This is a genomic window from Cryobacterium sp. M15 (genome assembly GCF_002929675.1).
Classification (GTDB): Bacteria; Actinomycetota; Actinomycetes; order Actinomycetales; family Microbacteriaceae; genus Cryobacterium; species Cryobacterium lyxosi.
This window is the reverse complement of the sequence record NZ_PJJW01000035.1, coordinates 174840-197506: the sequence shown is the minus strand read 5'-3', so window position 1 is coordinate 197506 and position 22667 is coordinate 174840. Positions and strand designations below refer to the sequence as shown.

24 protein-coding genes are annotated in these 22667 nt (G+C 63.9%); 10 read left to right on the top strand and 14 right to left on the bottom strand.

Features of this window, described 5'->3' with window-relative positions:
• Window positions 1-298: 298 nt before the first annotated feature.
• The 3 genes from CXY83_RS07510 to CXY83_RS07500 form a co-directional block, all read right to left on the bottom strand.
• Window positions 299-1648: a PhoH family protein gene (locus tag CXY83_RS07510; RefSeq protein WP_369831136.1), complete on the bottom strand. Its 1350-nt coding sequence runs from the start codon at window positions 1646-1648 to the stop codon at window positions 299-301.
• 216 nt (window positions 1649-1864) lie between these two features.
• Window positions 1865-2986, bottom strand: coding sequence for an aminotransferase class V-fold PLP-dependent enzyme (locus tag CXY83_RS07505; protein ID WP_104196738.1), 1122 nt, complete (start codon window positions 2984-2986; stop codon window positions 1865-1867).
• Between the two features lie 57 nt (window positions 2987-3043).
• Window positions 3044-3829 carry an isoprenyl transferase gene (locus CXY83_RS07500; protein WP_104196737.1) on the bottom strand — a complete coding sequence of 262 codons (786 nt, stop codon included), beginning with the start codon at window positions 3827-3829 and terminating at the stop codon, window positions 3044-3046.
• A gap of 69 nt (window positions 3830-3898) precedes the next feature.
• On the opposite strand from CXY83_RS07500, the gene CXY83_RS07495 reads away from it, so the two are divergent.
• On the top strand, window positions 3899-4600 hold the full coding sequence (locus tag CXY83_RS07495; protein ID WP_104196736.1) for a hemolysin III family protein: 702 nt from the start codon (window positions 3899-3901) through the stop codon (window positions 4598-4600).
• Window positions 4601-4607: 7 nt separating this feature from the next.
• On the opposite strand, the gene CXY83_RS07490 is transcribed toward CXY83_RS07495, so the two are convergent.
• Window positions 4608-4874 (bottom strand): hypothetical protein, encoded by a 267-nt coding sequence (locus CXY83_RS07490; RefSeq protein ID WP_104196735.1) that lies wholly within the window; start codon window positions 4872-4874, stop codon window positions 4608-4610.
• On the bottom strand, window positions 4871-5719 hold the full coding sequence (gene mca, locus CXY83_RS07485) for a mycothiol conjugate amidase Mca (protein WP_104196762.1): 849 nt from the start codon (window positions 5717-5719) through the stop codon (window positions 4871-4873). The genes CXY83_RS07490 and mca overlap by 4 nt, the downstream gene beginning before the upstream one ends.
• Before the next feature lie 80 nt (window positions 5720-5799).
• On the opposite strand from mca, the gene CXY83_RS07480 reads away from it, so the two are divergent.
• Window positions 5800-6309 (top strand): DUF4307 domain-containing protein, encoded by a 510-nt coding sequence (locus CXY83_RS07480; protein ID WP_158251857.1) that lies wholly within the window; start codon window positions 5800-5802, stop codon window positions 6307-6309.
• 96 nt (window positions 6310-6405) lie between these two features.
• Window positions 6406-6897, top strand: coding sequence for a transcription elongation factor GreA (gene greA / locus CXY83_RS07475; protein WP_104126126.1), 492 nt, complete (start codon window positions 6406-6408; stop codon window positions 6895-6897).
• Between the two features lie 185 nt (window positions 6898-7082).
• Here greA and ilvA read toward each other — a convergent pair whose 3' ends face one another.
• Both ilvA and CXY83_RS07465 read right to left on the bottom strand, forming a co-directional pair.
• Complete coding sequence (gene ilvA / locus CXY83_RS07470) at window positions 7083-8318, bottom strand: threonine ammonia-lyase (protein ID WP_104196733.1); 1236 nt, start codon at window positions 8316-8318, stop codon at window positions 7083-7085.
• A gap of 3 nt (window positions 8319-8321) precedes the next feature.
• Window positions 8322-9731, bottom strand: a complete 1410-nt coding sequence (locus CXY83_RS07465; RefSeq protein ID WP_233200676.1) for an AI-2E family transporter — start codon at window positions 9729-9731, stop codon at window positions 8322-8324.
• 266 nt (window positions 9732-9997) lie between these two features.
• On the opposite strand from CXY83_RS07465, the gene CXY83_RS07460 reads away from it, so the two are divergent.
• The 4 genes from CXY83_RS07460 (at window position 9998) to CXY83_RS07445 (ending at window position 12943) form a co-directional block, all read left to right on the top strand.
• Window positions 9998-11203: a winged helix-turn-helix domain-containing protein gene (locus CXY83_RS07460; protein WP_104196732.1), complete on the top strand. Its 1206-nt coding sequence runs from the start codon at window positions 9998-10000 to the stop codon at window positions 11201-11203.
• Window positions 11204-11346: 143 nt separating this feature from the next.
• On the top strand, window positions 11347-11940 hold the full coding sequence (locus CXY83_RS07455) for a sulfite oxidase-like oxidoreductase (protein WP_104196731.1): 594 nt from the start codon (window positions 11347-11349) through the stop codon (window positions 11938-11940).
• A complete protein-coding gene (locus CXY83_RS07450) occupies window positions 11937-12686 on the top strand; it encodes a ferredoxin reductase (protein WP_233200674.1) in 750 nt (249 codons plus the stop codon). Before CXY83_RS07455 ends, CXY83_RS07450 begins: the two co-directional genes overlap by 4 nt.
• Window positions 12686-12943 (top strand): DUF6510 family protein, encoded by a 258-nt coding sequence (locus tag CXY83_RS07445; RefSeq protein ID WP_104196730.1) that lies wholly within the window; start codon window positions 12686-12688, stop codon window positions 12941-12943. Before CXY83_RS07450 ends, CXY83_RS07445 begins: the two co-directional genes overlap by 1 nt.
• 49 nt (window positions 12944-12992) lie before the next feature.
• Here the strand turns inward: CXY83_RS07445 and CXY83_RS07440 are convergent, their stop codons facing one another.
• The 6 genes from CXY83_RS07440 to CXY83_RS07415 form a co-directional block, all read right to left on the bottom strand.
• Complete coding sequence (locus CXY83_RS07440; RefSeq protein ID WP_104196729.1) at window positions 12993-13874, bottom strand: M48 family metalloprotease; 882 nt, start codon at window positions 13872-13874, stop codon at window positions 12993-12995.
• A gap of 11 nt (window positions 13875-13885) precedes the next feature.
• The gene (locus tag CXY83_RS07435; RefSeq protein WP_092108227.1) at window positions 13886-14452 is read right to left on the bottom strand and encodes a LemA family protein; all 567 of its coding nucleotides are present in this window, start codon (window positions 14450-14452) and stop codon (window positions 13886-13888) included.
• Between the two features lie 184 nt (window positions 14453-14636).
• Entirely contained in the window at window positions 14637-15221 is a 585-nt protein-coding gene (locus tag CXY83_RS07430; protein WP_104196728.1) for a heme-binding protein, read from the bottom strand.
• 74 nt (window positions 15222-15295) lie between these two features.
• Window positions 15296-15691, bottom strand: coding sequence for a VOC family protein (locus CXY83_RS07425; RefSeq protein ID WP_199184917.1), 396 nt, complete (start codon window positions 15689-15691; stop codon window positions 15296-15298).
• 40 nt (window positions 15692-15731) lie between these two features.
• Entirely contained in the window at window positions 15732-16223 is a 492-nt protein-coding gene (locus CXY83_RS07420; RefSeq protein WP_199184916.1) for a GNAT family N-acetyltransferase, read from the bottom strand.
• Between the two features lie 417 nt (window positions 16224-16640).
• The gene (locus CXY83_RS07415) at window positions 16641-18089 is read right to left on the bottom strand and encodes a glycoside hydrolase family 1 protein (RefSeq protein WP_104196726.1); all 1449 of its coding nucleotides are present in this window, start codon (window positions 18087-18089) and stop codon (window positions 16641-16643) included.
• Window positions 18090-18264: 175 nt separating this feature from the next.
• Between CXY83_RS07415 and CXY83_RS07410 the strand changes: the two genes are divergently transcribed.
• Genes CXY83_RS07410 through CXY83_RS07400 form a run of 3 tightly spaced genes read left to right on the top strand, consistent with a single transcriptional unit; the run spans window position 18265 to window position 22083 of the window.
• Window positions 18265-20541, top strand: a complete 2277-nt coding sequence (locus CXY83_RS07410) for a hypothetical protein (protein WP_104196725.1) — start codon at window positions 18265-18267, stop codon at window positions 20539-20541.
• Between the two features lie 26 nt (window positions 20542-20567).
• Window positions 20568-21494 carry a Ppx/GppA phosphatase family protein gene (locus CXY83_RS07405; RefSeq protein WP_104196724.1) on the top strand — a complete coding sequence of 309 codons (927 nt, stop codon included), beginning with the start codon at window positions 20568-20570 and terminating at the stop codon, window positions 21492-21494.
• 37 nt (window positions 21495-21531) lie between these two features.
• Window positions 21532-22083, top strand: a complete 552-nt coding sequence (locus CXY83_RS07400) for a dihydrofolate reductase family protein (RefSeq protein ID WP_104196723.1) — start codon at window positions 21532-21534, stop codon at window positions 22081-22083.
• An 89-nt stretch (window positions 22084-22172) separates the two neighbouring features.
• On the opposite strand, the gene CXY83_RS07395 is transcribed toward CXY83_RS07400, so the two are convergent.
• Window positions 22173-22514, bottom strand: coding sequence for a DUF3140 domain-containing protein (locus CXY83_RS07395; RefSeq protein ID WP_104196722.1), 342 nt, complete (start codon window positions 22512-22514; stop codon window positions 22173-22175).
• Between the last annotated feature and the right edge of the window lie 153 nt (window positions 22515-22667).

Here is a 22667-nt window from a genome sequence, read left to right as displayed (position 1 = left end):
AAATCATTCGCAGACGACCAAACCTTCGCCGACTCCGAACTATCCCTCGAAGACGCAACAAACCTCAACCGCGCCGCACACCGGAGTTAGCGCTAGGAACGGGGCCTGCGGAGCCAGAAGCCGGCCGCGCAGGCCCCGCTTCGTATCGGTGGGCGCCGGCATTTTGAGCGCCAGTGTTACGAGTGTCCGGCAGGTGCACTGTCGAAGCGGGGAGAAAGCCTGAAGGGCGGGGGCGAATGATCTGTCACTGCGGCGGCTAGCGAGATCACGCGAGCTGAAAACATCCGCTCCCCACCGACTACATAACTTCGTTACCCTCCAACATTTCCGTCACCAGCGCTGCGATCGCGCTGCGCTCCGACCGGGTCAGGGTCATATGCGCGAACAGTGGATGGCCTTTCAGCGTTTCGATCACGCTGGCCACGCCGTCGAAGCGACCGACCCGTAGATTGTCGCGCTGGGCGACGTCGTGAGTGAGCACCACGCGCGAGTTCTGACCGATGCGACTCAGCACGGTCAGCAGCACGTTGCGCTCGAGCGACTGCGCCTCGTCGACGATCACGAAGGCGTCGTGCAGTGAACGGCCGCGAATGTGGGTGAGCGGGAGCACTTCGAGGATGCCGCGCTCCATCACCTCCTCGACCACATTCTCCGACACGATCGCGCCGAGTGTGTCGAATACCGCCTGCGCCCACGGCCCCATTTTCTCGCCCTGGTCGCCGGGCAGAAAGCCGAGGTCCTGGCCGCCGACCGCGTAGAGCGGACGGAAGACCATGATCTTGCGGTACTGCTGGCGTTCCAGCACGGCCTCCAGGCCCGCGCAGAGAGCGAGCGCGGACTTCCCCGTTCCAGCACGCCCGCCGAGCGAGAGAATGCCGATCTCCGGGTCGAGCAGCAGGTCAATGGCCAGCCGTTGCTCCGCTGACCGGCCGTGCAGTCCAAAGACGTCACGGTCGCCGCGCACAAGCTTGAGCGTGCCCCGGCTGGTCACCCGGCCGAGGGCCGACCCGCGGTCGGAGTGAATGACCAGGCCCGTGTTGATTGGCATGTCCTGCACCGCGCGGGAGTCCAGCATCTCTTTGTCATAGAGCACGCTCATCTGCTCGGCGCTGAGGGTGATCTCGTCCATGCCGGTCCAGCCGGAATCAACGGCGAGTTCGTGCCGGTACTCATCGGCAGCGAGGCCGAGAGAAGCTGCCTTCACCCGCAGCGGCAGGTCCTTGGAGACGACGGTCACGGTCATTCCGTCATTGGCCAGGTTGAGGGCCACGGCCAGAATGCGCGAATCGTTGTCACCCAATTGCAGGCCAGATGGCAGCACCGACATATTGGAGTGGTTGAGTTCCACCCGCAAACTACCGCCATCGCCGACCGGAATCGGAAAGTCGAGGCGCTCATGCTTGAGCCGCAGTTCATCGAGATTGCGCAACGCCTGCCGCGCAAAATACCCGATCTCCGGGTCATTGCGCTTGGATTCCAGTTCACTGATCACCACCACGGGCAACACAACGGCATGCTCGGCAAAGCGAAAGATTGCTTTGGGATCTGACAGAAGCACCGAGGTGTCCAACACAAAGGTGCGCTCGGTTTGGGAAGCGGATACCTCCACCCGGTCAGTCGCGTTCAGGTCGGTTCGATTAGCGGTCACAGCCACTCCTACCCTGCGTCACACGGACGCGGATCACTTTGGCGAGCTGGCCATCAAGCAATTCTCGAGCCGTACTTATATGGCCGTCTCGATCAGGTGCCGTACCTGATGAAAGCGACGCTACGACCTACCGGCGCAAAAAGAAACCCGACACGCCCACCAAAATCTGTCGTTCACCTTACGTTGGGACAGACGATCGGTCTGCGCTGCAGAATGCTAGTACGTGGCGGTGAGAGCGTACGCGGTGAGGGCCCCCCTCAACATAGTCACCGTGTCGGGGTCGAGGGCCGCGTGCACGCTCAGCCGCACCGTGGTATCGCGCATGGTGGCCGAAATACCGTGGTTGTGCAGGCTCGCCACGAGTGTGGTGAGCAGTTCAGCCGGCGGTTCGAGTACAACGAGGCCCGCGCGCTCCCGAACATCGCGGGGCGAGACGAGATCGATGACGAATTCGTCGACGAGTTCAATTATTTGAGAGACGTTGTCATTCATGGCCGCCTGGATGACGTCGACGCCGACATCAGCGGTCTGCTCCAAGGCTGCCGCGAACCGCGCCTGCGCGACGGAGTCACCGTTGGTCACCCGAAAAGCCCTGGCGCTGTGGCTGGGCGGGGTGACCTCGTCCCAGGGCTCAGCGGTGTCGGTGCCGACATAGCCGGAGTAGACCGGAACGAGGCGTTCGAGAGCCCGCTCACTCAGGGCCAGAAAACCGGTGCCCCAACCGGCCCGCGTCCATTTCTGCCCACCGGAAGCGACGACATCCGCTGCCTCAAAGGCTGCGTCAACGACGCCGAAGCCCTGGATCGCGTCAACAATGAGCAGGCGATCGCCGATCACCTGTCGGATACCGTCGAGGTCGGCGCGATAGCCCGTGCGGGAATCGACGAGACACACCGCGACAGCCGCGACGGCGGGGGTGAGCTGGTCGCGGATCTGGCCGGGAGTGACGCGACCCCGCACGGTCTCCAGCCACACTGGGGTGACCACGTGCAAGGTCTCAGCAGCCCGGACCGCCGCAAACGGCACGCTGGGAAAGTCGGCAGCCGACAGCAGCACGGAACCGGTCAGACCGAACATGGCCTGCATCAGGCCCGAGCTGGTGTTGGGCTGCAGCACAACCTGGTCGGGGGTAAAACCGGTGAGAGCGGATACCGCGGTGCGGGCACGCAAATCCTGCTCAGCCAGGTGATCGAGGCTGCCGAATCGGGCGCGGGACAAGACCTCATTCTGGCCGAGGATCTCTGCCATGACGACCTCGGACAGTGGGCCGACCCGACCGAAGTCGAGGTAACCGGGCTCGTTACGAAAGCCATCGGTGAAGTTCTGGAGCGAATTCATGCAGGTCCAATCGGTTGTCAAACAAATATCCCCCGCCGTTCTCCCCCGTGCCCCGGGCTACCCGCCGAACCGACGCTGGCGCCGGGAAAAATCGCGAAGAGCACGCAGGAAATCGATCTGACGCAGGTCGGGTCCGAGGGCTTCGACGAAGTAAAATTCACTATGCGCGCTCTGCCACAGCATAAAGTCGCTCAGCCGCTGCTCGCCCGAGGTGCGGATGACGAGGTCGGGGTCGGGCTGACCACCGGTATAGAGGTGCTGGCCGATCAGCTCCGGCGTGAGGGTCTCCGCGAGGTCCTCCAACGTTCCGCCGTGCGCGTGGTGGGTGGCGACAATGCTGCGCATCGCATCGGTGATCTCAGTGCGCCCGCCGTAGCCGACCGCGAGATTCACGTGCAGTCCCTTATGCTCGCTGGTGCGGGCGTCCGCTGCATCGAGCGCTGCGACGAGCGAAAGGGGCAGGCCAGCCTTGGACCCCATCTGCTGCACCCGCCAATCGCGATAGTGCGAGAGCTCTTCGGCCAAATCGGCGATGATTTCGATCAGATCGGCGAGTTCATCAGCCGGCCGCTGGGTGAGGTTGTCGGAGGAGAGCAGGTACAGGGTGACGACCGAAATTTTGAGGTCGTCGCACCATTCCAAAAATTCGCGCATCTTTGCGGCACCGGCTCGATGCCCGTGTGCAGCCGTCTGAAACCCCAGTTGCCTGGCCCAGCGCCTGTTGCCGTCGATGATCATGGCGACGTGACGGGGCAGGTGCTCCGGCGTGAGTCCGCGCCTCAGCCGGCGCTGATACAGCCTGTAGAGGAGGCCGCGCGCTGAGGGGACTTGGGGTTTCTGCACACAGTTACGCTAGTCCACTCCGGCGAGCGTTCGCGGCACTTCGACCGTGCCCTGTCGTATCCTTGCAGCATGGCCACCGAGCACGATATCCCCAATCTGCCACTGATCGAGGCGGCTGACACCCATCCGGAGGACGTCAAACCGACCTGGCGCGGCTGGATCCACGCCGGCACTTTTCCCGTGACGATCGTGGCCGGCATCGTGCTGCTCGTGCTCGCCGAGGGGTCAGCGGCCAAGATCAGCTCTGCCGTGTTCGTGCTCAGCTCGATGCTGCTGTTCGGCAATTCGGCGCTCTACCACCGCTTCAACTGGCAGCCGCGCACTCGCATCATGCTCAAGCGCATCGACCACGCCAACATATTTCTGTTGATCGCCGGTTCGTACACGCCGATCACCGTGCTCGCGCTGCCGCCAGCGAAGGCGACGCTCCTGCTCTGGCTGGTCTGGGGCGGCGCCGGACTCGGCATTATCTTTCGGGTGTTCTGGATCCACGCTCCGCGCTGGCTGTACGTGCCGCTCTACCTGGTGCTCGGCTACGGTGCACTGTTGTTCATCGTGGACTTCTTTCAGGCCAACGCCCCCATGATGACGTTGATTCTGATCGGCGGACTCTGCTACACGGTCGGCGCGGTCATCTACGGGCTGAAGAAGCCCAACCCGATTCCGGGCGTGTTCGGCTTCCACGAGATCTTCCACACCCTCACGGTGGTGGCGTTCCTCTGTCATTTCGCAGCGATTCTACTGATCGCCAGGCATCCGCTCTACCCGTAGAGCGCTGCTACTCGGGCTTGTCGTTCGGAGCGATCTCGTCGGCGTCGCGCTCCGCCTGTTCCGCTTGGAGCCGTTCTCTGATCTCAGCCCGGTACGTGGTGCGACGGATGCGACGCACGACGTCCAAGCACAACAGCACTGTCGCTGCCGCGATGAGGAAGAAAACCACGAACCCGATGACACCCGGTGTGACGGTGTTCGGATCGAAGTTGGGGTCGGGGGTCGGTGTGACGGCGAGCACGACGTTGATCGAGGCATTGAGTGACACGATCATTTGTCGTCCTGGATTCCGGCGAAGAGATCAGATTCGGGCATTTCGGTGTCTACTTTCGATTCGACAAGTTGGAAGTCTTCGTACGGCCAGGCCTCGCGTACCAAATCATTGGGCCAGAAGAAGAAGCTGCTGTCGGGCGAGACCTGGCTCGCGTGCGAGCGCAGGGCCGCATCGCGTACGTCGAGAAAATCCCCGGCCGGAACATGGGTGGTGGCGAGCTTAGGATAATCTTCCATGCGCTCCCGCGCCGCCTCGAGCGGTTCCAGAAGCGGAGAATCCGGCTCGGCCACGCTGAGCGCGAGGTACATCGCGTCGATGCGCTCAAGGTTGAAGATGCGGTCGTAATAGAGCTTGCCGATCTGCCAGGGCGCTCCCGAATCCGGGTACCGGTCAGGGTCGGCGGCCGCGCGAAATGCTTCCAGGGAGACCTCGTGACAGCGGATGTGGTCTGGGTGCGGGTAGCCGCCGTTTTCGTCGTAGGTGATCAGCACCTGGGGGCGAAACTCACGCACGAGAGTGACGAGGGGTTCGGCCGAATGCTCCAGCGGAATGTCGGCGAAGGAGTTCGGCGGCACGGACTTATCCTCGTTCATGCCGGAGTCTTCGAAGCCAAGCCAGCGGTGCTGCACGCCGAGTGCCTGCTGTGCGCCCTGCATCTCCAGGCGGCGTAAGCCTGATATGTCTCGTTCGGCCATCGCATGGCCGGCAAAAGCGGGATTGAGAATGCTTCCACGCTCGCCACCAGTGCAACTCACGATGAGCACCTCAGCGCCGAGGCTGCGGTAGTAGGCGTATGTAGCCGCGCCCTTGCTCGATTCGTCGTCGGGATGGGCATGTACAGCCATCAGTCGCAGCGTCACCATACTCCTCAGGAATGCCGGATAACCTTAGGCTAGATAACCTAAAGACCAAGCCTAATCGCTCCATGGAAAGTGTGAAATCACCAGTGCCCGTCAACAGCACGTCCACCGGAGTCCAGTCGAGCCGTGAGCCCTACCGCCTCGACGAATCAGCTGTCTCGGGCGTGCCAGCGCCCATCGAGAGTGCCGTGATTCAATCACGCTACGGTCGTACGCCCACCCGCAAGAAACGGGACCGCCGAATTCTCTGGGGACTGGGCGGTATTTTTGTTCTGGTGCTGGGGGCGTGGGTGGTGTGGACCGGTCTGGACGGGGCATCCACTCAAATCGAAGCGCGCGATATCGGCCACACCATTATCGACGCGCACAGTGTCAGCGTGACATTCGAGGTGGCGCTGCCGGTGAACCGGACAGCGAGTTGCGCCGTACAGGCGCTCAACGAGAGCTACTCTGTGGTCGGCTGGAAGATCATCGATCTGCCGGCATCGACGCTGTACAACCGGTCGTTTACCGAGATTCTGCGCACCACAGACCTGAGCAACACGGGTTTGATTTACCAGTGCTGGCTGACCTAAACTGACGTATTCGCCCCGGCAATCGTTGGGGTGTCGGCTATGTTCGCGCAGCCTCACCGGCCTTTCTTCGCTCGAGCGTAATAAAGGAGATCACTCGTGAGTACCGAGACAACGGTCACTTGGCTAACTCAGGAGGCCCACGACCGCCTCGCAGCGGAACTGGCGACACTGAGCAATTTCGGCCGGGGCGACATCGCGAAGAAGATCGAGTCCGCCCGCGAAGAAGGCGACCTCAAGGAGAACGCCGGCTACCACGCGGCGAAAGAAGAGCAGGGCAAGATGGAGGCGCGCATCCGCACTCTCACCGTGCTGCTGCGCACCGCCGAAGTCGGCCATGCTCCCGAGAGTAACGGCGTCGTCGTTCCCGGCACGGTCATTACCGCAACAATCGCCGGTGATGAAAGTCGTTTTCTCATCGGCAGCCGCGAAATCGGCGCTAACAGCGACCTTGATGTGTTCAGCGAGCAAAGCCCGCTCGGTGCAGCCATCATCGGACTCAAGGTTGGCGCGAAGACGAGCTACACCACGCCGAACGGCAAGGAAATCACCGTGCACGTCACCAACGTAGAGACGTTCACCGGAGCCTGACCCCCCACCATCACCATCACCCGCACCGTCACCCGTGCAACCGTGCAACCGGCCCCCGCACCATAACTCCTGCAATTTGCCGCCGCGGCCAAAAAGTTACCCGGAATTTTGGGCATCCGCTTGGAAACCATCACTAAGTGCAGGAGTTATGCTCCGATTGTTGACGGGCGCCCGAAAGCGGGCGGCTAGTCGATCTGGGGGTCGTAGCCGGCGGCCCGCAGCGTGTCGACGACATGCTGGCGATGCTCGGGCCCGCGCGTTTCGACGCTGACGTCGAGTTCGACCTCGCTGATGCGCAGTCCAGCCCCGTGCCGTGTGTGCAGTACCTCGATGACGTTGGCGGTGGCCTCGGCGAGCAGCTCGGAGATGCGGGCCAACTGGCCCGGGCGGTCCGGCAGCATGATGCGCAGCGTGAGGTACCGTCCCGACGCCGCGAGACCGTGGCTGATCACGCGCTGCATGAGCAGCGGGTCGATGTTGCCACCCGAGAGGATGGCCACTGTCGGCCCGGTCGGGGTGATTTTTCCGGCCAGAATCGCGGCAACCGCCACTGCTCCAGCGGGTTCGACGACGAGTTTGGCGCGTTCGAGCAGCACCAGCAGCGCCCGCGCGGTGTCGTCTTCGCTGACGGTGACGATCTCATCAACGGCGTCACGCACGATCTCGAAGTTGAGCAATCCTGGCATGGCAACGGCGATGCCGTCAGCGATGGTCGGCAGGATGCTGATCATCGTGGGTTCCCCGGCCTCGAGCGAGGGTGGGTAGGCGGCCGCATTTTCCGCCTGCACTCCGATAACCCGGATGACACGCCCCTCGCGTGCGGCACGCTGCTTGAGCGCACTGGCCACGCCGGAGATGAGCCCACCGCCCCCGATGGGGACGATGACCGTTTCGAGATCAGGAACCTGATCGAGGATTTCCAGGCCCAGCGTGCCCTGCCCGGTGACGACATCCACGTGATCGAACGGCGGTATGAGGATCGCGCCGGTCTCGCGCGCGTATTCGGCCGCGGCAAGGAGTGGTTCGGTGACGGTCGTACCGCGCAAAATCACCTCGGCCCCGTAGTCACGCGTCGCCGACAACTTGGGCAGCGCTACGCCGACCGGCATGAAGATGGTGGCTTTGATGCCGAGCTCCCGGGCGGCGAAGGCCACGCCCTGGGCGTGGTTGCCGGCCGAGGCCGCGACGACGCCACGAGCTTTCTCCTCGTCGGTGAGCTTGGACAGCCGATTGTAGGCGCCCCGAATTTTGTACGAGCCGGTGCGTTGCAGGTTCTCACACTTGAGGTATACCGGCGCCCCCAGCACGTCGGCGAGGTACCGCGAACTCTCCATCGGGGTCACATCGGCGACCTTCGCGACGACCGCGCGCGCGGCCTCGAATTCAGCGAGGGTGGGTGCAACAAGGGTGGTCTCGGGCATGTCTTAGTTCTCCGAACTGTCGTGCTGGGCGCCAGGTGCGCTAAAAGCTGAGGGCGTGCTGCGGGGGGATCCGCCACCGGTCGTCGGGATGCTCCGGGGACGAACCCGGGCCGTGCGGGCCAGCGCAGTGCCGGAGCGATAGCCCGGTCGGCTTTGCGGTACCGTCTGCCACAGCACCGAACCTCTCGTCGGCACTGCAGCGGGTGGATTGGAGCGCCACGCGCCGCCAGCGATGTAGCTGGTCATCGCGTTCAACACGGCGGCGACGGGCACGGCGAACAGAGCACCGGGGATTCCGGCGAGCAGGGCACCGGATGCGACGACCAGCACGACGGCCAGCGGATGCACCTTGACGGCTGTTCCCATGATGAGCGGCTGCAGAACGTGTCCTTCGACCTGCTGCACGAGCAGTACGACGCCGAGCATGGCGAGGGCGACGGCCCAGTTATTGAAGATGAGGGCGATGATGACGGCGACGGAACCGGTGGCAACGGCACCGACAATGGGGATGAACGAGCCGAGGAACACCAAGATTCCAATCGGTATGGCCATCGGCACGCCGAGCAGGGCGGCACCGACGCCAATGCCGACCGCGTCGATGGAGGCGACCAGAATCTGCACGCGGGCGAAGTTGCCGAGCGTAGTCCAACCGGCGATACCGGCGCCATCGACGGCAGCGCGGGCGCGCAGGGGAAAGAATCGTACAATCCAGCCCCAGATCGCCTTGCCATCGATGAGGATGAACAGCAAACTGAACAGCGCGAGCAAAAGCCCGGTCAGCAAGTGCCCCAGGGTTGTCCCTACCGAGAGGGCACCGCTGATGAACACGGCGCTGTCATTCTGGATCGCGATCCAGCCCTGCTGCAGATAGTTGGTGATCTCGGTATCCGACAATTGCAGAGGAGACGCCGCGAGCACCGATTTGAGACTGTCAAAACTCGCGGTAAGGCGATCGCTCAAACCGACAGTACCCTCGGCTATCTGCGTGGATGCCAGCGTGACCAGCCCGGCGACAAGCACCAGCGTACCCAGCATCGCCACGGCCACGGCCACACCCTTCGGCCAGTGGTGCCGCACCAGAAAGGCCACGAAGGGAATCAGCAGGGCCGATACGAGCACGGCGACGAGCAGGGGAATGACGATGAGGCGCAGCTGAATGACGAGAAAGATCAAAATCGCAATGGCCGCGGCGACCACAATCAGCCGCCAAGACCAGGCTCCAGCCAAGCGGATGCCGGCCGGCAGGTTCTCATCAACGCCATTGAGGGCAGGCGTCGCGGCCACCAGCTCGACCGGCGCAGCGCCGAGATCGGATCCGGACTGATCGGTGCTCTCGCGCGCTCGGACGGCTACACGCCGGCGGCGCAGCCGCAGCTGCGCACGCGCGCCTGGACTGCCCGTGGATTCGCTCACTCGCTCATTCTAAGACCGCCCGGCGTACCGCACAGATTACGCGCGGCTTCGGCTTCCGCCCCACCTGACTGTCAACATTTACTACTCGGTATCGCCCCTGCGCTTGCGCGTGTCTGCTTCGATGACGGGGAGGGTGACTCCGCCGCTTTCAGGCCCAAGCTTCCAGACGAACAACACGCCAACGAGTCAAGGAACGGCGAACGCGGCAACGGTCAACCCACTATGGATACGTCGTGCTCAGACCCCTGACCGCTAGAATTGAAGCAATGCCAGAGACCATCTCCCCCGCTCTGGCGCGCCGCATCGCATTGGCCGCTCAGGGGTTCGGCTCACGAACCGCCACGGCAATCGGAATCCGTCAGCTCACCGGTCTCGTCAACCGGATCGAACTGCTGCAGATCGACTCGGTCAACGTCTTCGAACGCAGCCACTATATGCCGGCATTCAGCCGGCTCGGCGCTTACGACAAGGCACAGCTCGACCGTTTGACCACCGGCCGCGAGGCCCGCTTCACAGAGTATTGGGCGCACGAGGCATCGTTTCTGCCGGTCGAGATGTGGCCGCTGTTCCACTGGCGAATGCAGCACTTTCGCGACCGCTCAGCCCAAAACACCGACGATTGGTCGAACGCCAACCGTCCGATGCTGGATTGGCTCCTAGCCGAGCTTGCCGCTAATGGGCCGATGCCCGCGAGTGCGATCGAGCACGATGCCAACAAACGTCGTGGGCCGTGGTGGGGCTGGTCCGACGTGAAGACCGGGCTGGAGACGCTGTTCCGCTGGGGTGACGTGGTCAGCGCCGGACGCATCCGCTTCGAACGGGTCTACGCCCTGCCCGAGCAGGTCTTCTCCCCCGAGTTACTCGGTCAGGGCATTTCGAGTACGGATGCCCATCGCGAGTTGGTCAGCCGATCGGCCCGGGCCCACGGCATCGGCACGATGAAAGATTTCGCCGATTACTTTCGACTGAAGTCAGCACCGACCCTGGTCGCGATCCGCGATCTCGAAGAGGCCGGCGAATTGATCCCGGTACAGGTGCTCGGCTGGGGCACGGGGCGCACTCCGGGAGCGGCCTGGCTGCACCGCGATGCCCGACTGCCGCGCAGCATGGACGCGCAGGCGGTCTTGTCACCGTTCGACCCGGTGGTTTGGGAGCGCGCCCGTGCCCTGCGCCTGTTCGATTTTCATTACCGCATCGAGATCTATACTCCGGAGCCAAAGCGTGTGTTCGGCTACTACTCGCTGCCGATTCTGCTCGGCGACACGGTGGTCGGCCGGGTGGACCTCAAAAACGACCGGCAGGCCGGCGTGCTTCGGGTGCAATCAGCCTGGGCTGAACCATCGTCACCAGCGGATGCCGCCGCTAGGCTCGCACTCGTGCTGCGGGAGGCCGCCACGTGGCAGGGGCTCGACGAGATCATCGTGGTGCCACGCGGTAACCTCGCGGCGGGGCTCGCCGCGGAGCTGGACTAGGTTCGCTTCCGTCCACGTGGTGCCTGGCCGGATTCGTTTTTCTGCCTCCGGCTCCGTGCCGTCGACCAGCCCGGATCAGCCCGCGAAGTTGGCGGCCGCTGCGCCCCCTCTGTTATTCTGGTCAGCAATCGAAGGAGCATCTTGTGGCAGTCATTTCTCGTGGCTTCATCGGCCGCGGTGGCGAAGCGAACCCCGACCTTCCGGCCGGGCAATACCTCACCGCAGACTTCCCTGTGCTGTCCGCCGGGCCTACCCCTCACATCGACACCGTCGACTGGCAGTTCAGCATCCGCACGGACTCAGACACCCTGCACACGTGGAGCTGGGACGAGTTGCACGCGCTGCCCATCGAGGATATCCACACCGATATTCACTGTGTCACTCGCTGGTCTAAGCTCGGTACGAGCTGGCGGGGCGTCTCTCTCGATACCCTGTTCGCGAACGTCACAACGAGCGACAAGTTCGTGATGGCACATTCCTACGGTGGGTACACCACAAATGTTCCGCTCGCCGACCTGCTGGGTGGCCAGGCCTGGATTGCCCTTGAGTTCGACGGTGAGAAGCTCGATCCGGAGCATGGCGGTCCGGCGAGACTGCTCATCCCCCACCTGTATTTCTGGAAAAGCGCCAAATGGATTCAGGGTCTGGAAATGCAGAGCCAGGATGAACCCGGGTTCTGGGAGCAGAACGGCTACAACATGTACGGTGATCCCTGGCTCGAACAGCGCTATTGGTGACGGGCACGAGTGAGGCCAGGGACGACGGCCGCATCGGCAACTGGAAGGTGGGCGTCGTGACCTCGATCCGGCGGGAGAGTGCGTCGGGCCGCAGCATCACGATCGACGTTCCCGGGTGGGGCGGCAACATCGCCGGTCAGCACACTGATGTGCGGCTGACCGCTTCCAATGGCTACACCGCAGTACGCTCCTATTCCGTGGCGTCGGCCGGTGTCGGTGACCGGATCGAGCTCGCGGTCGACCGCCTGCCCAGCGGCGAGGTGTCACCGTACCTGGTTGACACGCTTCGCGAGGGCGACGAACTCGAGCTGCGCGGCCCCCTGGGCGGCTGGTTCGTCTGGACGCCGCAGCAGGCCGAGAACGTGCAGCTCATCGGCGGCGGATCGGGGATCGTTCCCCTGATGGCAATGATCCGCTCGCACGAGGCATCCGGCAGTACGACGCCGTTCCGGCTGCTCTACTCGGTGCGCACGCCACTAGACGCATTCTTCCGCGCTGAGCTCGAGTCCCCGTCGGCCAACCTCGAGGTGACCTGGATCTTTACTCGCCACGCGCCGAACGGATGTTCCCGGCCCGCCGGGCGCATCACCGCCGCCGACCTGGAGGCCCATGGCTTTCCGGCCGCTCTGGCACCGACGGTGTTCGTGTGCGGGCCAACCGGATTCGTCGAGACTGTCGCGACCGCGCTCGTCGCCCTCGGGCACGAACCGGACCGCGTCAAGACCGAACGGTTCGGAGGCGCGTAATGGGCGAGCACATCGACGGGAACGCCCTCGCGGGCCCCCTGTCGGACCTGTTCACGTTCGACCCGACCACCGCATCCGCTCGCTGTTCCGGATGCGGTGACGTGTCGGTTCTCGCGCGTGCGATGGTTTACGCCGAACCGGACACTCTCGTCGTTCGCTGTGCGCACTGTGACGACGTGCTCATGGCCATCGTGCAGGCGCCCGATCGGTTCTGCATCGAACTGCGGGGCATGACCTGGCTGAAAATCCCCCGCTAACGTTCCGCGCGAGACCACACGTAATCTCTCGGTGCAGCTGCGCACCGACTCAGAACTTGCTGCCCATGGCCGTGAGGCGCTCAATGCGATCGGCGATCGGCGGGTGCGTCGCGAACAGCTTGCCCATGGCACCCTTCTTCAGCGGGTCGGAGATCCAGAGGTGCGCCATCGAGCTGTTCTGCTTCTGCATCGGGCGACCGTACTCGCCGAGTTTGGCCAGCGCCGAGGCGAGGGCGTCCGGGTGTCGCGTCGTCAACGCGCTCGTCGCATCCGCCAGGTATTCGCGCTGGCGGGAGATGGCGAGCTGCACCACAGTCGCGATGAGCGGAGCTACGATCATGGCAACGAGGCCGAACACCATGACGACGGGGTTGCCGTTGTTGTTATTGCGGCCGAAGAACGCCATGCGCAGGAACATATCGGAGATGAAACCAATCGCCACGACGAGGCCGAAGACGACCATCGACACTCGAATGTCGTAGTTGCGCACATGGCCGATCTCGTGGGCCATGACGCCCTCAAGCTCGGAATCGTCCATGATGTCGAGCAGTCCGGTGGTGGCGGCGACGATCGCGTGTTTCGGGTCGCGGCCGGTGGCGAACGCGTTCGGTGCCGGGTCGTTGATGATATAGACCTCGGGCATCGGAGTGCCGGTCGTGATCGACAGGTTCTCGACGATACGCCACAGCCTGGGATGATCAGACTGGCTGTTGACCCTGATGCCACCGCTCATGGAGATGGCCTGGCGACCCGCCGCGTAGTACTGAATGATGACGTACAGGGCGGTGATGACGACCGTGGCGATGAGAATGCCGTAGCCGCCACGGCCGTAGACAGCATTGGCCAGCCAGCCGAGCCCCGCGATGATCACGAAGAAGAGAATCATAATAAAAACAGTGTTGCGTTTGTTTTTAGCTATCGCGCTGTACATCTAGTGCTCCGTTAGAACTGTACGCGGGGCGGCTCCGCAATCGCTGCGGAATCGGCCACCTCAAAGAATTCGCGTTCGGTGAACCCGAGGTTGACGGCGAACAGGTGGTTGGGGAAGACCTTGATCTTGGTGTTCATCTCACGCACGCCACCGTTGTAGAACCGGCGAGCAGCCTGGATCTTGTCCTCGGTGTCGACGATCGCACCCTGCAGTTGCAGGTAGTTCTGGCTGGCCTGCAGCTGCGGGTACGCCTCAGCGACGGCGAAGATGCTCTTCAGCGCGGTCTGCATGTGGTTCTCAGCAGCGGATGCGTCGGCCGGGCCTTGGGCAGAGAGCGTTTCGGCCCGCGCTTTGGTCACGTTCTCAAATACGCTCTTCTCGTGCGCCGCGTAGCCCTTGACCGTTTCGATCAGGTTGGGCAACAGGTCGGCACGGCGCTTGAGCATCACCGTGATGTCGCTCCAGGCTTCGTCGACGCGCACGTTGAGCGTTACGAGGGAGTTGTAGGTCGACCAGAGGTAGATACCCACAATGGCGACGAGTGCGACAACGATCAAAACCGGGATGAGCCATTCCATGGCAGCGTCTCCTTGCAAATTGGCACGATGTGTACGTTGGCACGGAGACATGAACTGGCCAAACGACCCCCCGTGCGTACCTGCCTATACTAACGGCGACCCCGGAGGCTCCCACCCGCCTCTCATGACACTCCTAGCAAGCTCAAGGCGCACAGGGATCCCGCGACAGCAGGGCGAGCGCTGGTCAGCCGGGCTCTTCGACGTCGAGCAAAACCTCGTTGCGGCGCAGAAACCACGGCTTGAACGGCGGATCGAATCGTGCGAATCTCGGTGACCCCAAGACGCTGAACCCGGCAGCGGCGAGCGCCCCGCGTAACTGGTCAAGATGCTGTTCATAACGAGTCTGACTCCAGCGTCCACTGAAGCGGAGTGCACCGGCCAGGCTTGCGGGTACCGTGCGCAGGTGCACGGCGGGGTCCGTGGGTTCCGGCGCTGTTTGGGCCGTCAGGTCTTTGGGGAGCACAAAAGCGACCCGGAATTGTTCACCGGCTGCTGCGCCAGAGGCATCTTCCACGCTCTCCTGCAGCACTGGCGCGGTCATCGCGATCTTTTCTGCGGCATCCGTTTGTATTACCGGCGCCGTCATGGCGATTTTCTGGAGCGAGCGGTTGGCTCCGGTGATGTACGCGAACAAATATCGGAAGGCACGATTTCCAGCGTCTTCGAACGGGCCATCGGTAATGACCTCGGCCACCAGATGCGCTGGGTATCGGCGCAACTCGAAATCGTCGTAACTCTTCACGATTTGATAGGGCTGCTGCTCGGTCATGCACCGAAGCTACTGCAGGTGGCTGGATTCCCGCTCCCCGCTGTGATCGCCAACCGCAGGGCAGACTACCGGGATCACGGGCGTCGGCCCACCGAGGCCTGGAAACGGATCAGATATCCATCCGGGTCCTGCACGAGAAACTGAGCGACGCCAGACTCTCCAGCGCCCGTTCGGTACCATTTCGTCTCTGGCTCCATGAAGAGCGGCCAGCTGGCCTCGCGAAAGGCACGCACCAACGGATCAATCGATGCCACGGAGATCTGGAAGTTGATACCACGGCCGAAGGGACTCTCCAGCGCCCCCGGAAGCCAGTTTCGGCCCTCGCCCCGCTGCTCGATCATCACATGGGCCGTGCCTCGCGCGATGTAGGCAAACCCGTCAGCGGGGCGGTCGTACTGCACCTCGAAACCGCCGAGACCGCACCAGAAATCCAAACTCTTCGCAAGCGATGTGACGAGAAGCTCCGGCACGAGGCTAGGTTCCGGCGTACTGCGCGAGGTAGTCAAAGATTCAACGCAATTCTTTTCGGAACCAGTGATTCGCGTACGGGTCGGTGTTGTGCGCTTCACCCTCGATGAAACCGACCGAGGCATAGAGGCTGCGCGCCTCGATGAGGTCGGTTCGCGTGTCCAACCGCAGTGCCGTGAGCCCCTGCGCGCGGGATTCACTTTCCAGATTCTGCATGAGGAGCCGGCCCACCCCCTGACCTCGGGCAGCTGGTTCGACAAAGACCCTGGTCACCTCACCGATATCGCCAGGGCGAATGCGCATTCCGGCACAGCCGAGCACGGCGCGCCCCTGGCGGGCGAGCAACAGCAGCCCGGTTGGTGCAACGAGGTCGTCGCTTGGGTACCCGGCCTGGGCCGCGACAATTTCCTGCTGGAGCGCAGGTCGCCCGTGGTAACGACTCACGATGTCGTCATAGTAACGAAGTGACACCTTCTCGGCTTCAGCCGATGCCGGCGCCGCTGCAGACACAAGTATCGGCAGCACTGGCATCATGCGTCCCACACTACTGGTCGCGCCGACGAGGTATCCGGTAGGTGGAGAGAGCTCCGGCGCTGATGCGACCTCGTGCGCCCGACGTCTGCGCCATACAGATTGACTGAGATGGCCGCACAGGCGCCCACCGGTGCGGCTGCTGGGCGCTCGGCGTGGCCTGAAAATCACCGATTATGGGCTTGACAGGGCTGGTACCGCGGCGAAGAGTTCGTTCATGGTGAACAAGTCCGCCCCCGCGGTCGAGGCGACCGATCTGCATGTGCGATGAGGCAAGCATCCGGTGCTGCACGGGTTGTGCTGTGCTGTGCTCGGCGCCCGGCGCTCCGCGCAGCGACGTCGACCGGGTACTGGCCCCGACAGATCTCACGAGTCAGGCGGTCAGCTGGTGGGGTCGCTGTCCGGCGGGCAGCGCTCGAGCTACCGATTGGCCAGGGCATGCTGCAGCCAGCGGTAGCTCAGCTTGGGAGTGCGCGTGCGGCGGTCATTAGCGAAGTCAACGTGCACGAGGCCGGCGGGCTGGGTGTAGCCAAAATCCCACTCGAACGCGTCGAGCAGTGACCAGAACGTGATGCCGGCTAGGTCGATGGGCGCGGCGGCATCGAGGGCGGCCAGAAGGTGCTCGGCCAGGTAGTCGACGCGGGCGGTGTCGTTCACGTTGTGACGGGCATCCGCTTGGTCAGCGAAGGAGCCGCCGGCCAGCGAGAGGTAGACCGGCGGTAGGTCGGGGTAGCGCTCGGCCAATTCGGCGAGCGCTACGGCCACGTACTCCGGGGCGTTGACAGCGCCGGCCGCGGTGGTGGGGTGTTCTCGAAACGGCTCGAGGTGGAATGGCCACGACGTGGTGGGAATCAGCTGGCCGTCGGGCGCTTTCAGCACCGTCGCACCGGCGGCGACGCGGGCGGGCCCCGTGTAGCTGACACCGTAGAAGTCGAGCGGCTGGTGGATCGTGCGCAGGTCGTCCGGGTCGGCCTCGAGCAGGGTTCGTAGTTCGAGCGCGAACGGTTCAAGTGGGTCGGGGTAGTGGCCGAGCAGCACGGGGTCGGCGAACAGGCGGTTCGTCAGCAGATCGTAGAGCGCGGCGTACGAGCGATCCTGGTCGCGGTCGGTTGCGGACTGTACCGGGGTGTGGGAGTTGACGAGGCCGATACGGCCGCGCACGTCAGCAGCGCGCAAGGCCTGCACGGCGAGTCCATGCCCGAGCAGTTGATGGTGCGCGGTCGGCAACGCGTCGAAGAGCAGGGTGCGGCCGGGCGCGTGGGTGCCCAGCGCGTAGCCCTTCATGGTGACCGTGGCCGGCTCGGCAAGGGTCACCCAGGCGTCGATGCGGTCGCCGAACGCCTCCGCCACCGCGTGGGCATAGTCGCCGAAGCGACCGGCGGTGTCGCGGTTCAGCCAGCCGCCGCGCAGGGCTGCTGGCAGGTCGAAGTGTGAGAGCGTGGCGGTCGAACGGATGCCGTCGGCCAGCAACGCGTCGAGCAAACGGTCATAGAACGCGAGTCCATTTCGGTTGAGGGCGCCACGGCCCTCCGGCTGCAGCCGGGTCCAGCCAAAGGAGAACGCATAGCAATCGACGCCGAGGTCGCGCAGCAGAGCGGTGTCAGCGGCGTAGTTCTTCACATGGTCGGCCGAGACGGAAGCGTTCGAACCGTCGCGGATGCGCCCGGAAACCTGGCTGAAGGCGTCCCAGACGCTGTCACCGCGACCGCCATCACGGGCGGCACCCTCGATCTGAAAGGCTGAGGTCGCCACGGCCACCTCGAACCCGGTCGGCAGGCGATCACCGAGCTCAGCCGCGCGGTGTTCCCAATCGCGGGCAGCGACAGCGCGATTCGATGGTGCTGCCGGGGTACGAGGCGTGGGATTCATGGCGGCGAGGCTCTTTTCGGCGGGTGATGCGGAGCATCCGCTTCGTATAAAGGTTGTCACGTTTAGAGCCGGGTAGAAACGCCTCGAAGCGTTCCTCTGGTTTGTTACCTTATTCCGGGCGGGAGAGGTTGACTTTCTCACCGTCTGCCCCTCAAATTGGGGCAGGGGGTGAGTTGTGTCCGAATCGGCTCGTATCGCAGTGCGGGGCAAAACGGTGCGCCCCCGCCAGTTCCGCTGCGTTGTGGCCATCGTCGCCCTCCTGCTCGCCTTCACCTTCGCCCTGGCCCTGGCGACACCCGCACCCTCGATGGCACAGACCGACGAGACCCCGGCTCCAGCCACCGGGCAGCAAACGACGCCCGACGCGACCCCCACGGCCACCGCGGAACCGATCCCAAACACGACGACCAACTCCGCGCCGAGCCCCCGGATCGAGAGCCCGGGCAACGGGCAATTCATCAGCAGCAACCGCACCACTGTTTCGGGGTCGAAAGCTGCCGACCAGGAGATTCAGTTGCTGTCACCGCGCGGCGGCGACCCCCTGTGCATCGTCGACGACTCATCGACCTCATGGAGCTGCGGCAACGTCTACCTGCCGAACGGCCCCAACATCACCCTGCGCGTAGTGGTGACCGGTGTTCCCAGCCTGAGTGACGACATTGCCGTCGCCGTACTCGGCGCCCCAACGGTACTCGGCGGCCTGACCGGGTTGGAATCCAACGGCTGGGTGCGCGGAACCGGGCACCCACAGGCCACCGTGACGGCATCCTTGCCAAATGATGCCACCTGCGCCAGTCAGGTCGACGGTTCCGGTGCCTGGGCTTGCCTGTTCTCCGGCACGCTCACGAACGGCAGCCAGGACGTCACCGCCAGCCAGACTTCAACGTTCAGCAACCCGTCAACGTCGAACGCGAGCGCGCCGGTGACAATCGTGTTCGATATCACCGCACCGGATGCCCCGATCGTCACGGCTCCCAGCGCCGGCACGCAGGTTCCGGTCGCCGGCACCCAATACACCGGAACCGGAGAAACCGGTGCCACCGTCACGGTGTTCGCCGGCGCCTACTCGGTCTGTTCTGCACCCGTGACCGCCGGAACGTGGACCTGCTCGGCCGGCGGCGTGGCCGCCGGGTCTTACTCGGTCATCGCCGTGCAGAAAGATGACGCCGGCAACGTCGGTCCGGGCAGCGCTCCCCTGTCGGTCAGCTACGTCGCCGAGACGACAGCGGCCCCGACGCCGTCTGAGTCCGCCCCGGCAACGCCACCGGTCACGCCGACACCGAGCGTGGCGGCCTCGCCGCCACCGGACGGTTCCGTTGCCGTGCCCGGAGCTCCTCCACAGTCTTCACAGCCTTCACAGCCTTCGCCCAGCGCGGCGCCGGGTACCAACGCGCCCGACCCGGAAGCTGCAGAGCCGAAGCGCAATGGGGAAGCGGCATCCGTTTTCCCCGGCCAGTGGAATGACCCGACCCGGTTTGCTGCGGCCATCGGTCCGACCGGCAGCGACTCTCCGTTTCTCTGGTTGCAGGCCGGACTGCTCGCCGTCGGCGCGCTGCTTTTGATCGCGGTGCCGCTACGAATGCTCGCGGGTACCATTTCCCGCACCCGCGGCGGCCGACCGCTTCGGGCGCTGCCGTCATTTGCGGGACGAAACCGAGTGCGTGAAGAATTCGAGGTCGCACCGACGATAAACCCCAACCGGTGGCTGCGCGGTGGCGCGGCTTTGTTGGCCGCCGCGACCTTTGTCATGCTGTCAGGTCCCGTCGTCGACCAGCCGGCCTACCTGCGCCTACTCGTCGCCGTGGTCATCGGGCTGGTCCTGGTCAATGCGGTGGCCATTCTGGTTCCACTGTGGTGGAGTTCGCGCGTGTTGCGCCAGAACGGAACAGCCACTTTTTTGCCGCGCTACCTGCTGATCATCGCAGCCGCCGCGATCGCCTCCCGAATGTTCGACGTGCATCCCGCCCTATTGTTCGGGCTACTGGGCAGCATCACCCTCTCGGCCACAACGGATGCCTCGGGCCAGGCCGGCGCGCAGCCCACGGGCGCGCAGCGCGGCCAGCTCGCCGCGGTCCGGGTGGGTGCGCTCACAGCCTTCGCCATTCTCGCCTGGCTCCTCGGGTCGCTGCTGCCCGGCGCCACTGATTTCACCACGTCGCTCGCCGCGGAGACCATCAACACGATCGTGCTCGCTGCCATCGGCTCAGCAGTGCTGATTCTGGTACCGATCGGCCACACCAGCGGTCGACGTATCTTGGCCTGGTCGCCTCCGCTGTGGGCAGGTCTGACCGTCATCACCTATGGCATGCTGTTCGCGGCGCTCGCCCCCGTGATTGAGCAGCTCGAGAACGACGGCAGCGGGATGACACTTTGGATCGCTGCCGCCATCTTCGCGGCGCTGTGCGCGAGCGCGTGGGTCTGGCAGCGCTTCGTCGCCCCGACACAGCGTTAGCTCGCTGCAGGCGGTATCGTACACATGTGCGCCTTGGAGTCCTCGATGTCGGTTCGAATACCGTCCACCTGCTGGTTGTCGACGCGCACGAAGGGGCCCCGCCCGTGCCGATGGCCGCCGATAAGAGCGTACTGCGCCTCATGCGCTACATCACGCCCGAGGGTGCCATCAACGATGAGGGTGTCGCTGCGGTTCTAAAATCAGTGCAGCATGCAGCGGATGTTGCCGAACAGCACAACATCGACGAACTGCTGCCGTTCGCCACCTCGGCCCTGCGTGAGGCGACAAACGGTCCAGAGCTGCTCGACCGGGTCGAACAAGAAACCGGCGTCTCCCTGCAGGTGTTGTCGGGTGAAGACGAGGCCCGGTTAACTTTTTTGGCCGTGCGACGCTGGTACGGCTGGTCGGCCGGCAATATTCTTCTGTTCGACATCGGCGGCGGGTCGCTGGAGATCGCCGCCGGCGGAGCTGAGTTTCCCGAGGTCGCCCTGTCCCTGCCGCTGGGTGCCGGGCGCAGCACCGTCGGATTTCTGCACCACGATCCTCCACTGCCGGAAGAGGTGACTGCGTTGCGCAAGCACGCAGCATCCGTTTTACACGATGTCGTCAAAGCGTTCGCGCATCTGCCGGCACCGCACCACATCGTCGGGTCGTCGAAAGCGATTCGGTCGCTGGCTCGCTTGGCCGGGACGACCTCGGACGGTGTCGGAGCCGCTGACCGGCTGCGCCTCGGCCGTACCGAACTCGATGACTGGGTGCCGCGTCTCGCCCGCATTCCCGCCGAAGCCCGCCCGGCGTTGCCCGGCATCACCGCCGATCGCACCTTTCAGATCGTGGCCGGCGGCATTGTGCTCAGCGCGGCGATGGCCGCGTTCGGGGCTGCGGAACTCGAGGTGTCACCGTGGGCACTGCGCGAGGGCGTTATTCTGCGCTACCTCGACCGTCTGCGCTGATCGGTACTAGCATTCCACCGATCATGGGAGAACTCTGATGCGAAAACTGACCGCCGGCCTGTTCATGTCTCTCGATGGCGTGGTCGAGTCGCCGAACCTCTGGCAGTTCGACAGCTTTGACGAGGAGTTGGGTGTCGAAATGACCGCCATGATGAACCGCGTCGACACGGTTCTGCTCGGGCGAGTCGGCTATGAGGAGTGGGCCGGCTACTGGCCCGGCACCGAGAACGATGACCCGTTCGGAGCATTCATCAATCCGGTGCAAAAATTCGTCGCCTCGCGCACACTGACCGGCGACCTGGCCTGGCAGAATTCGACGCTGGTCACCGGAGACCTCACCGAATTCGTGACAGACCTGAAGCGCACAGAGGGCGGCGAGATCTCCCTGATCGGAGGTATCTCTTTGGTACGGCAGCTCTTGTTTGCCGGGCTGCTCGACTCGCTCTCCCTCATGACACACCCAGTAGTCGCGGGAGAGGGACGTCATTTGTTCGAGTCGACCGACCCGGTGACTCGGCTGACGCTTCAGTCATCTGTGATGACGAGCAAGGGCAACGCCCTGCTCACCTACGGCCCGCGCAGGGACTGATTTGGTGCTGCCCCGATCTGGCTGATGGGCCGACATCATGACCACCACCCCACGCCAATCGACCGCTGCTCCCACCAGGAATCTGAGACCTATTTCAGCGGATCGTTTCCCCAGTTCATGAGCGAGTAGCGCCATCGTGAGTGCTCGACATCGGACTCTGGTCCCTGGGCCCCGTGCCGCTTCACGTAGCCGACCACCTTATGCATGTGTTCAATATCAGACGCGGTCAGATCGGCTTTCTTCTTTCCAAGAATCGTCACGATCCTGCGGCCAGACCTATGCCCGATGGACTCTCCACTGCCATCGTCTTTCTGGCCGACCTCCCGGGATTCGTCGGTGTCGAGCCACGACGTGATCTCACTGGCGGTCATCGTGACCGCCTTTTTCCAGTCATCCCAGACCGCATCGACATCGTTCGCTTTATCTGCCATGGATCAATCATCGCGGTGATGGTGCACGGCAACAAGGGGTGCTTCAGGCTTCGTGGTTTGATCTTTTTGACCTCGTTGTGCACGGACGCACGAAGAGAAAGCCACCGTCGCAATCGAGCATCCAAGCAAAATCTGACGGGACGGTGCACGAGT

Excerpts from the sequence above, each read along its gene's own strand:
- ilvA (WP_104196733.1), bottom strand. The coding sequence starts at position 8,318 with ATGCCCGAGACCACCCTTGTTGCACCCACCCTCGCTGAATTCGAGGCC.
- CXY83_RS07480 (WP_158251857.1), top strand. The coding sequence starts at position 5,800 with ATGGAAAGTGTGAAATCACCAGTGCCCGTCAACAGCACGTCCACCGGA.
- CXY83_RS07490 (WP_104196735.1), bottom strand. The coding sequence starts at position 4,874 with ATGATCGTGTCACTCAATGCCTCGATCAACGTCGTGCTCGCCGTCACA.
- CXY83_RS07395 (WP_104196722.1), bottom strand. The coding sequence starts at position 22,514 with ATGGCAGATAAAGCGAACGATGTCGATGCGGTCTGGGATGACTGGAAA.
- mca (WP_104196762.1), bottom strand. The coding sequence starts at position 5,719 with ATGGCTGTACATGCCCATCCCGACGACGAATCGAGCAAGGGCGCGGCT.
- CXY83_RS07460 (WP_104196732.1), top strand. The coding sequence starts at position 9,998 with ATGCCAGAGACCATCTCCCCCGCTCTGGCGCGCCGCATCGCATTGGCC.
- CXY83_RS07440 (WP_104196729.1), bottom strand. The coding sequence starts at position 13,874 with ATGTACAGCGCGATAGCTAAAAACAAACGCAACACTGTTTTTATTATG.
- CXY83_RS07445 (WP_104196730.1), top strand. The coding sequence starts at position 12,686 with ATGGGCGAGCACATCGACGGGAACGCCCTCGCGGGCCCCCTGTCGGAC.
- CXY83_RS07415 (WP_104196726.1), bottom strand. The coding sequence starts at position 18,089 with ATGAATCCCACGCCTCGTACCCCGGCAGCACCATCGAATCGCGCTGTC.
- CXY83_RS07400 (WP_104196723.1), top strand. The coding sequence starts at position 21,532 with ATGCGAAAACTGACCGCCGGCCTGTTCATGTCTCTCGATGGCGTGGTC.
- CXY83_RS07435 (WP_092108227.1), bottom strand. The coding sequence starts at position 14,452 with ATGGAATGGCTCATCCCGGTTTTGATCGTTGTCGCACTCGTCGCCATT.
- CXY83_RS07420 (WP_199184916.1), bottom strand. The coding sequence starts at position 16,223 with ATGATGCCAGTGCTGCCGATACTTGTGTCTGCAGCGGCGCCGGCATCG.
- CXY83_RS07505 (WP_104196738.1), bottom strand. The coding sequence starts at position 2,986 with ATGAATTCGCTCCAGAACTTCACCGATGGCTTTCGTAACGAGCCCGGT.
- CXY83_RS07495 (WP_104196736.1), top strand. The coding sequence starts at position 3,899 with ATGGCCACCGAGCACGATATCCCCAATCTGCCACTGATCGAGGCGGCT.
- CXY83_RS07430 (WP_104196728.1), bottom strand. The coding sequence starts at position 15,221 with ATGACCGAGCAGCAGCCCTATCAAATCGTGAAGAGTTACGACGATTTC.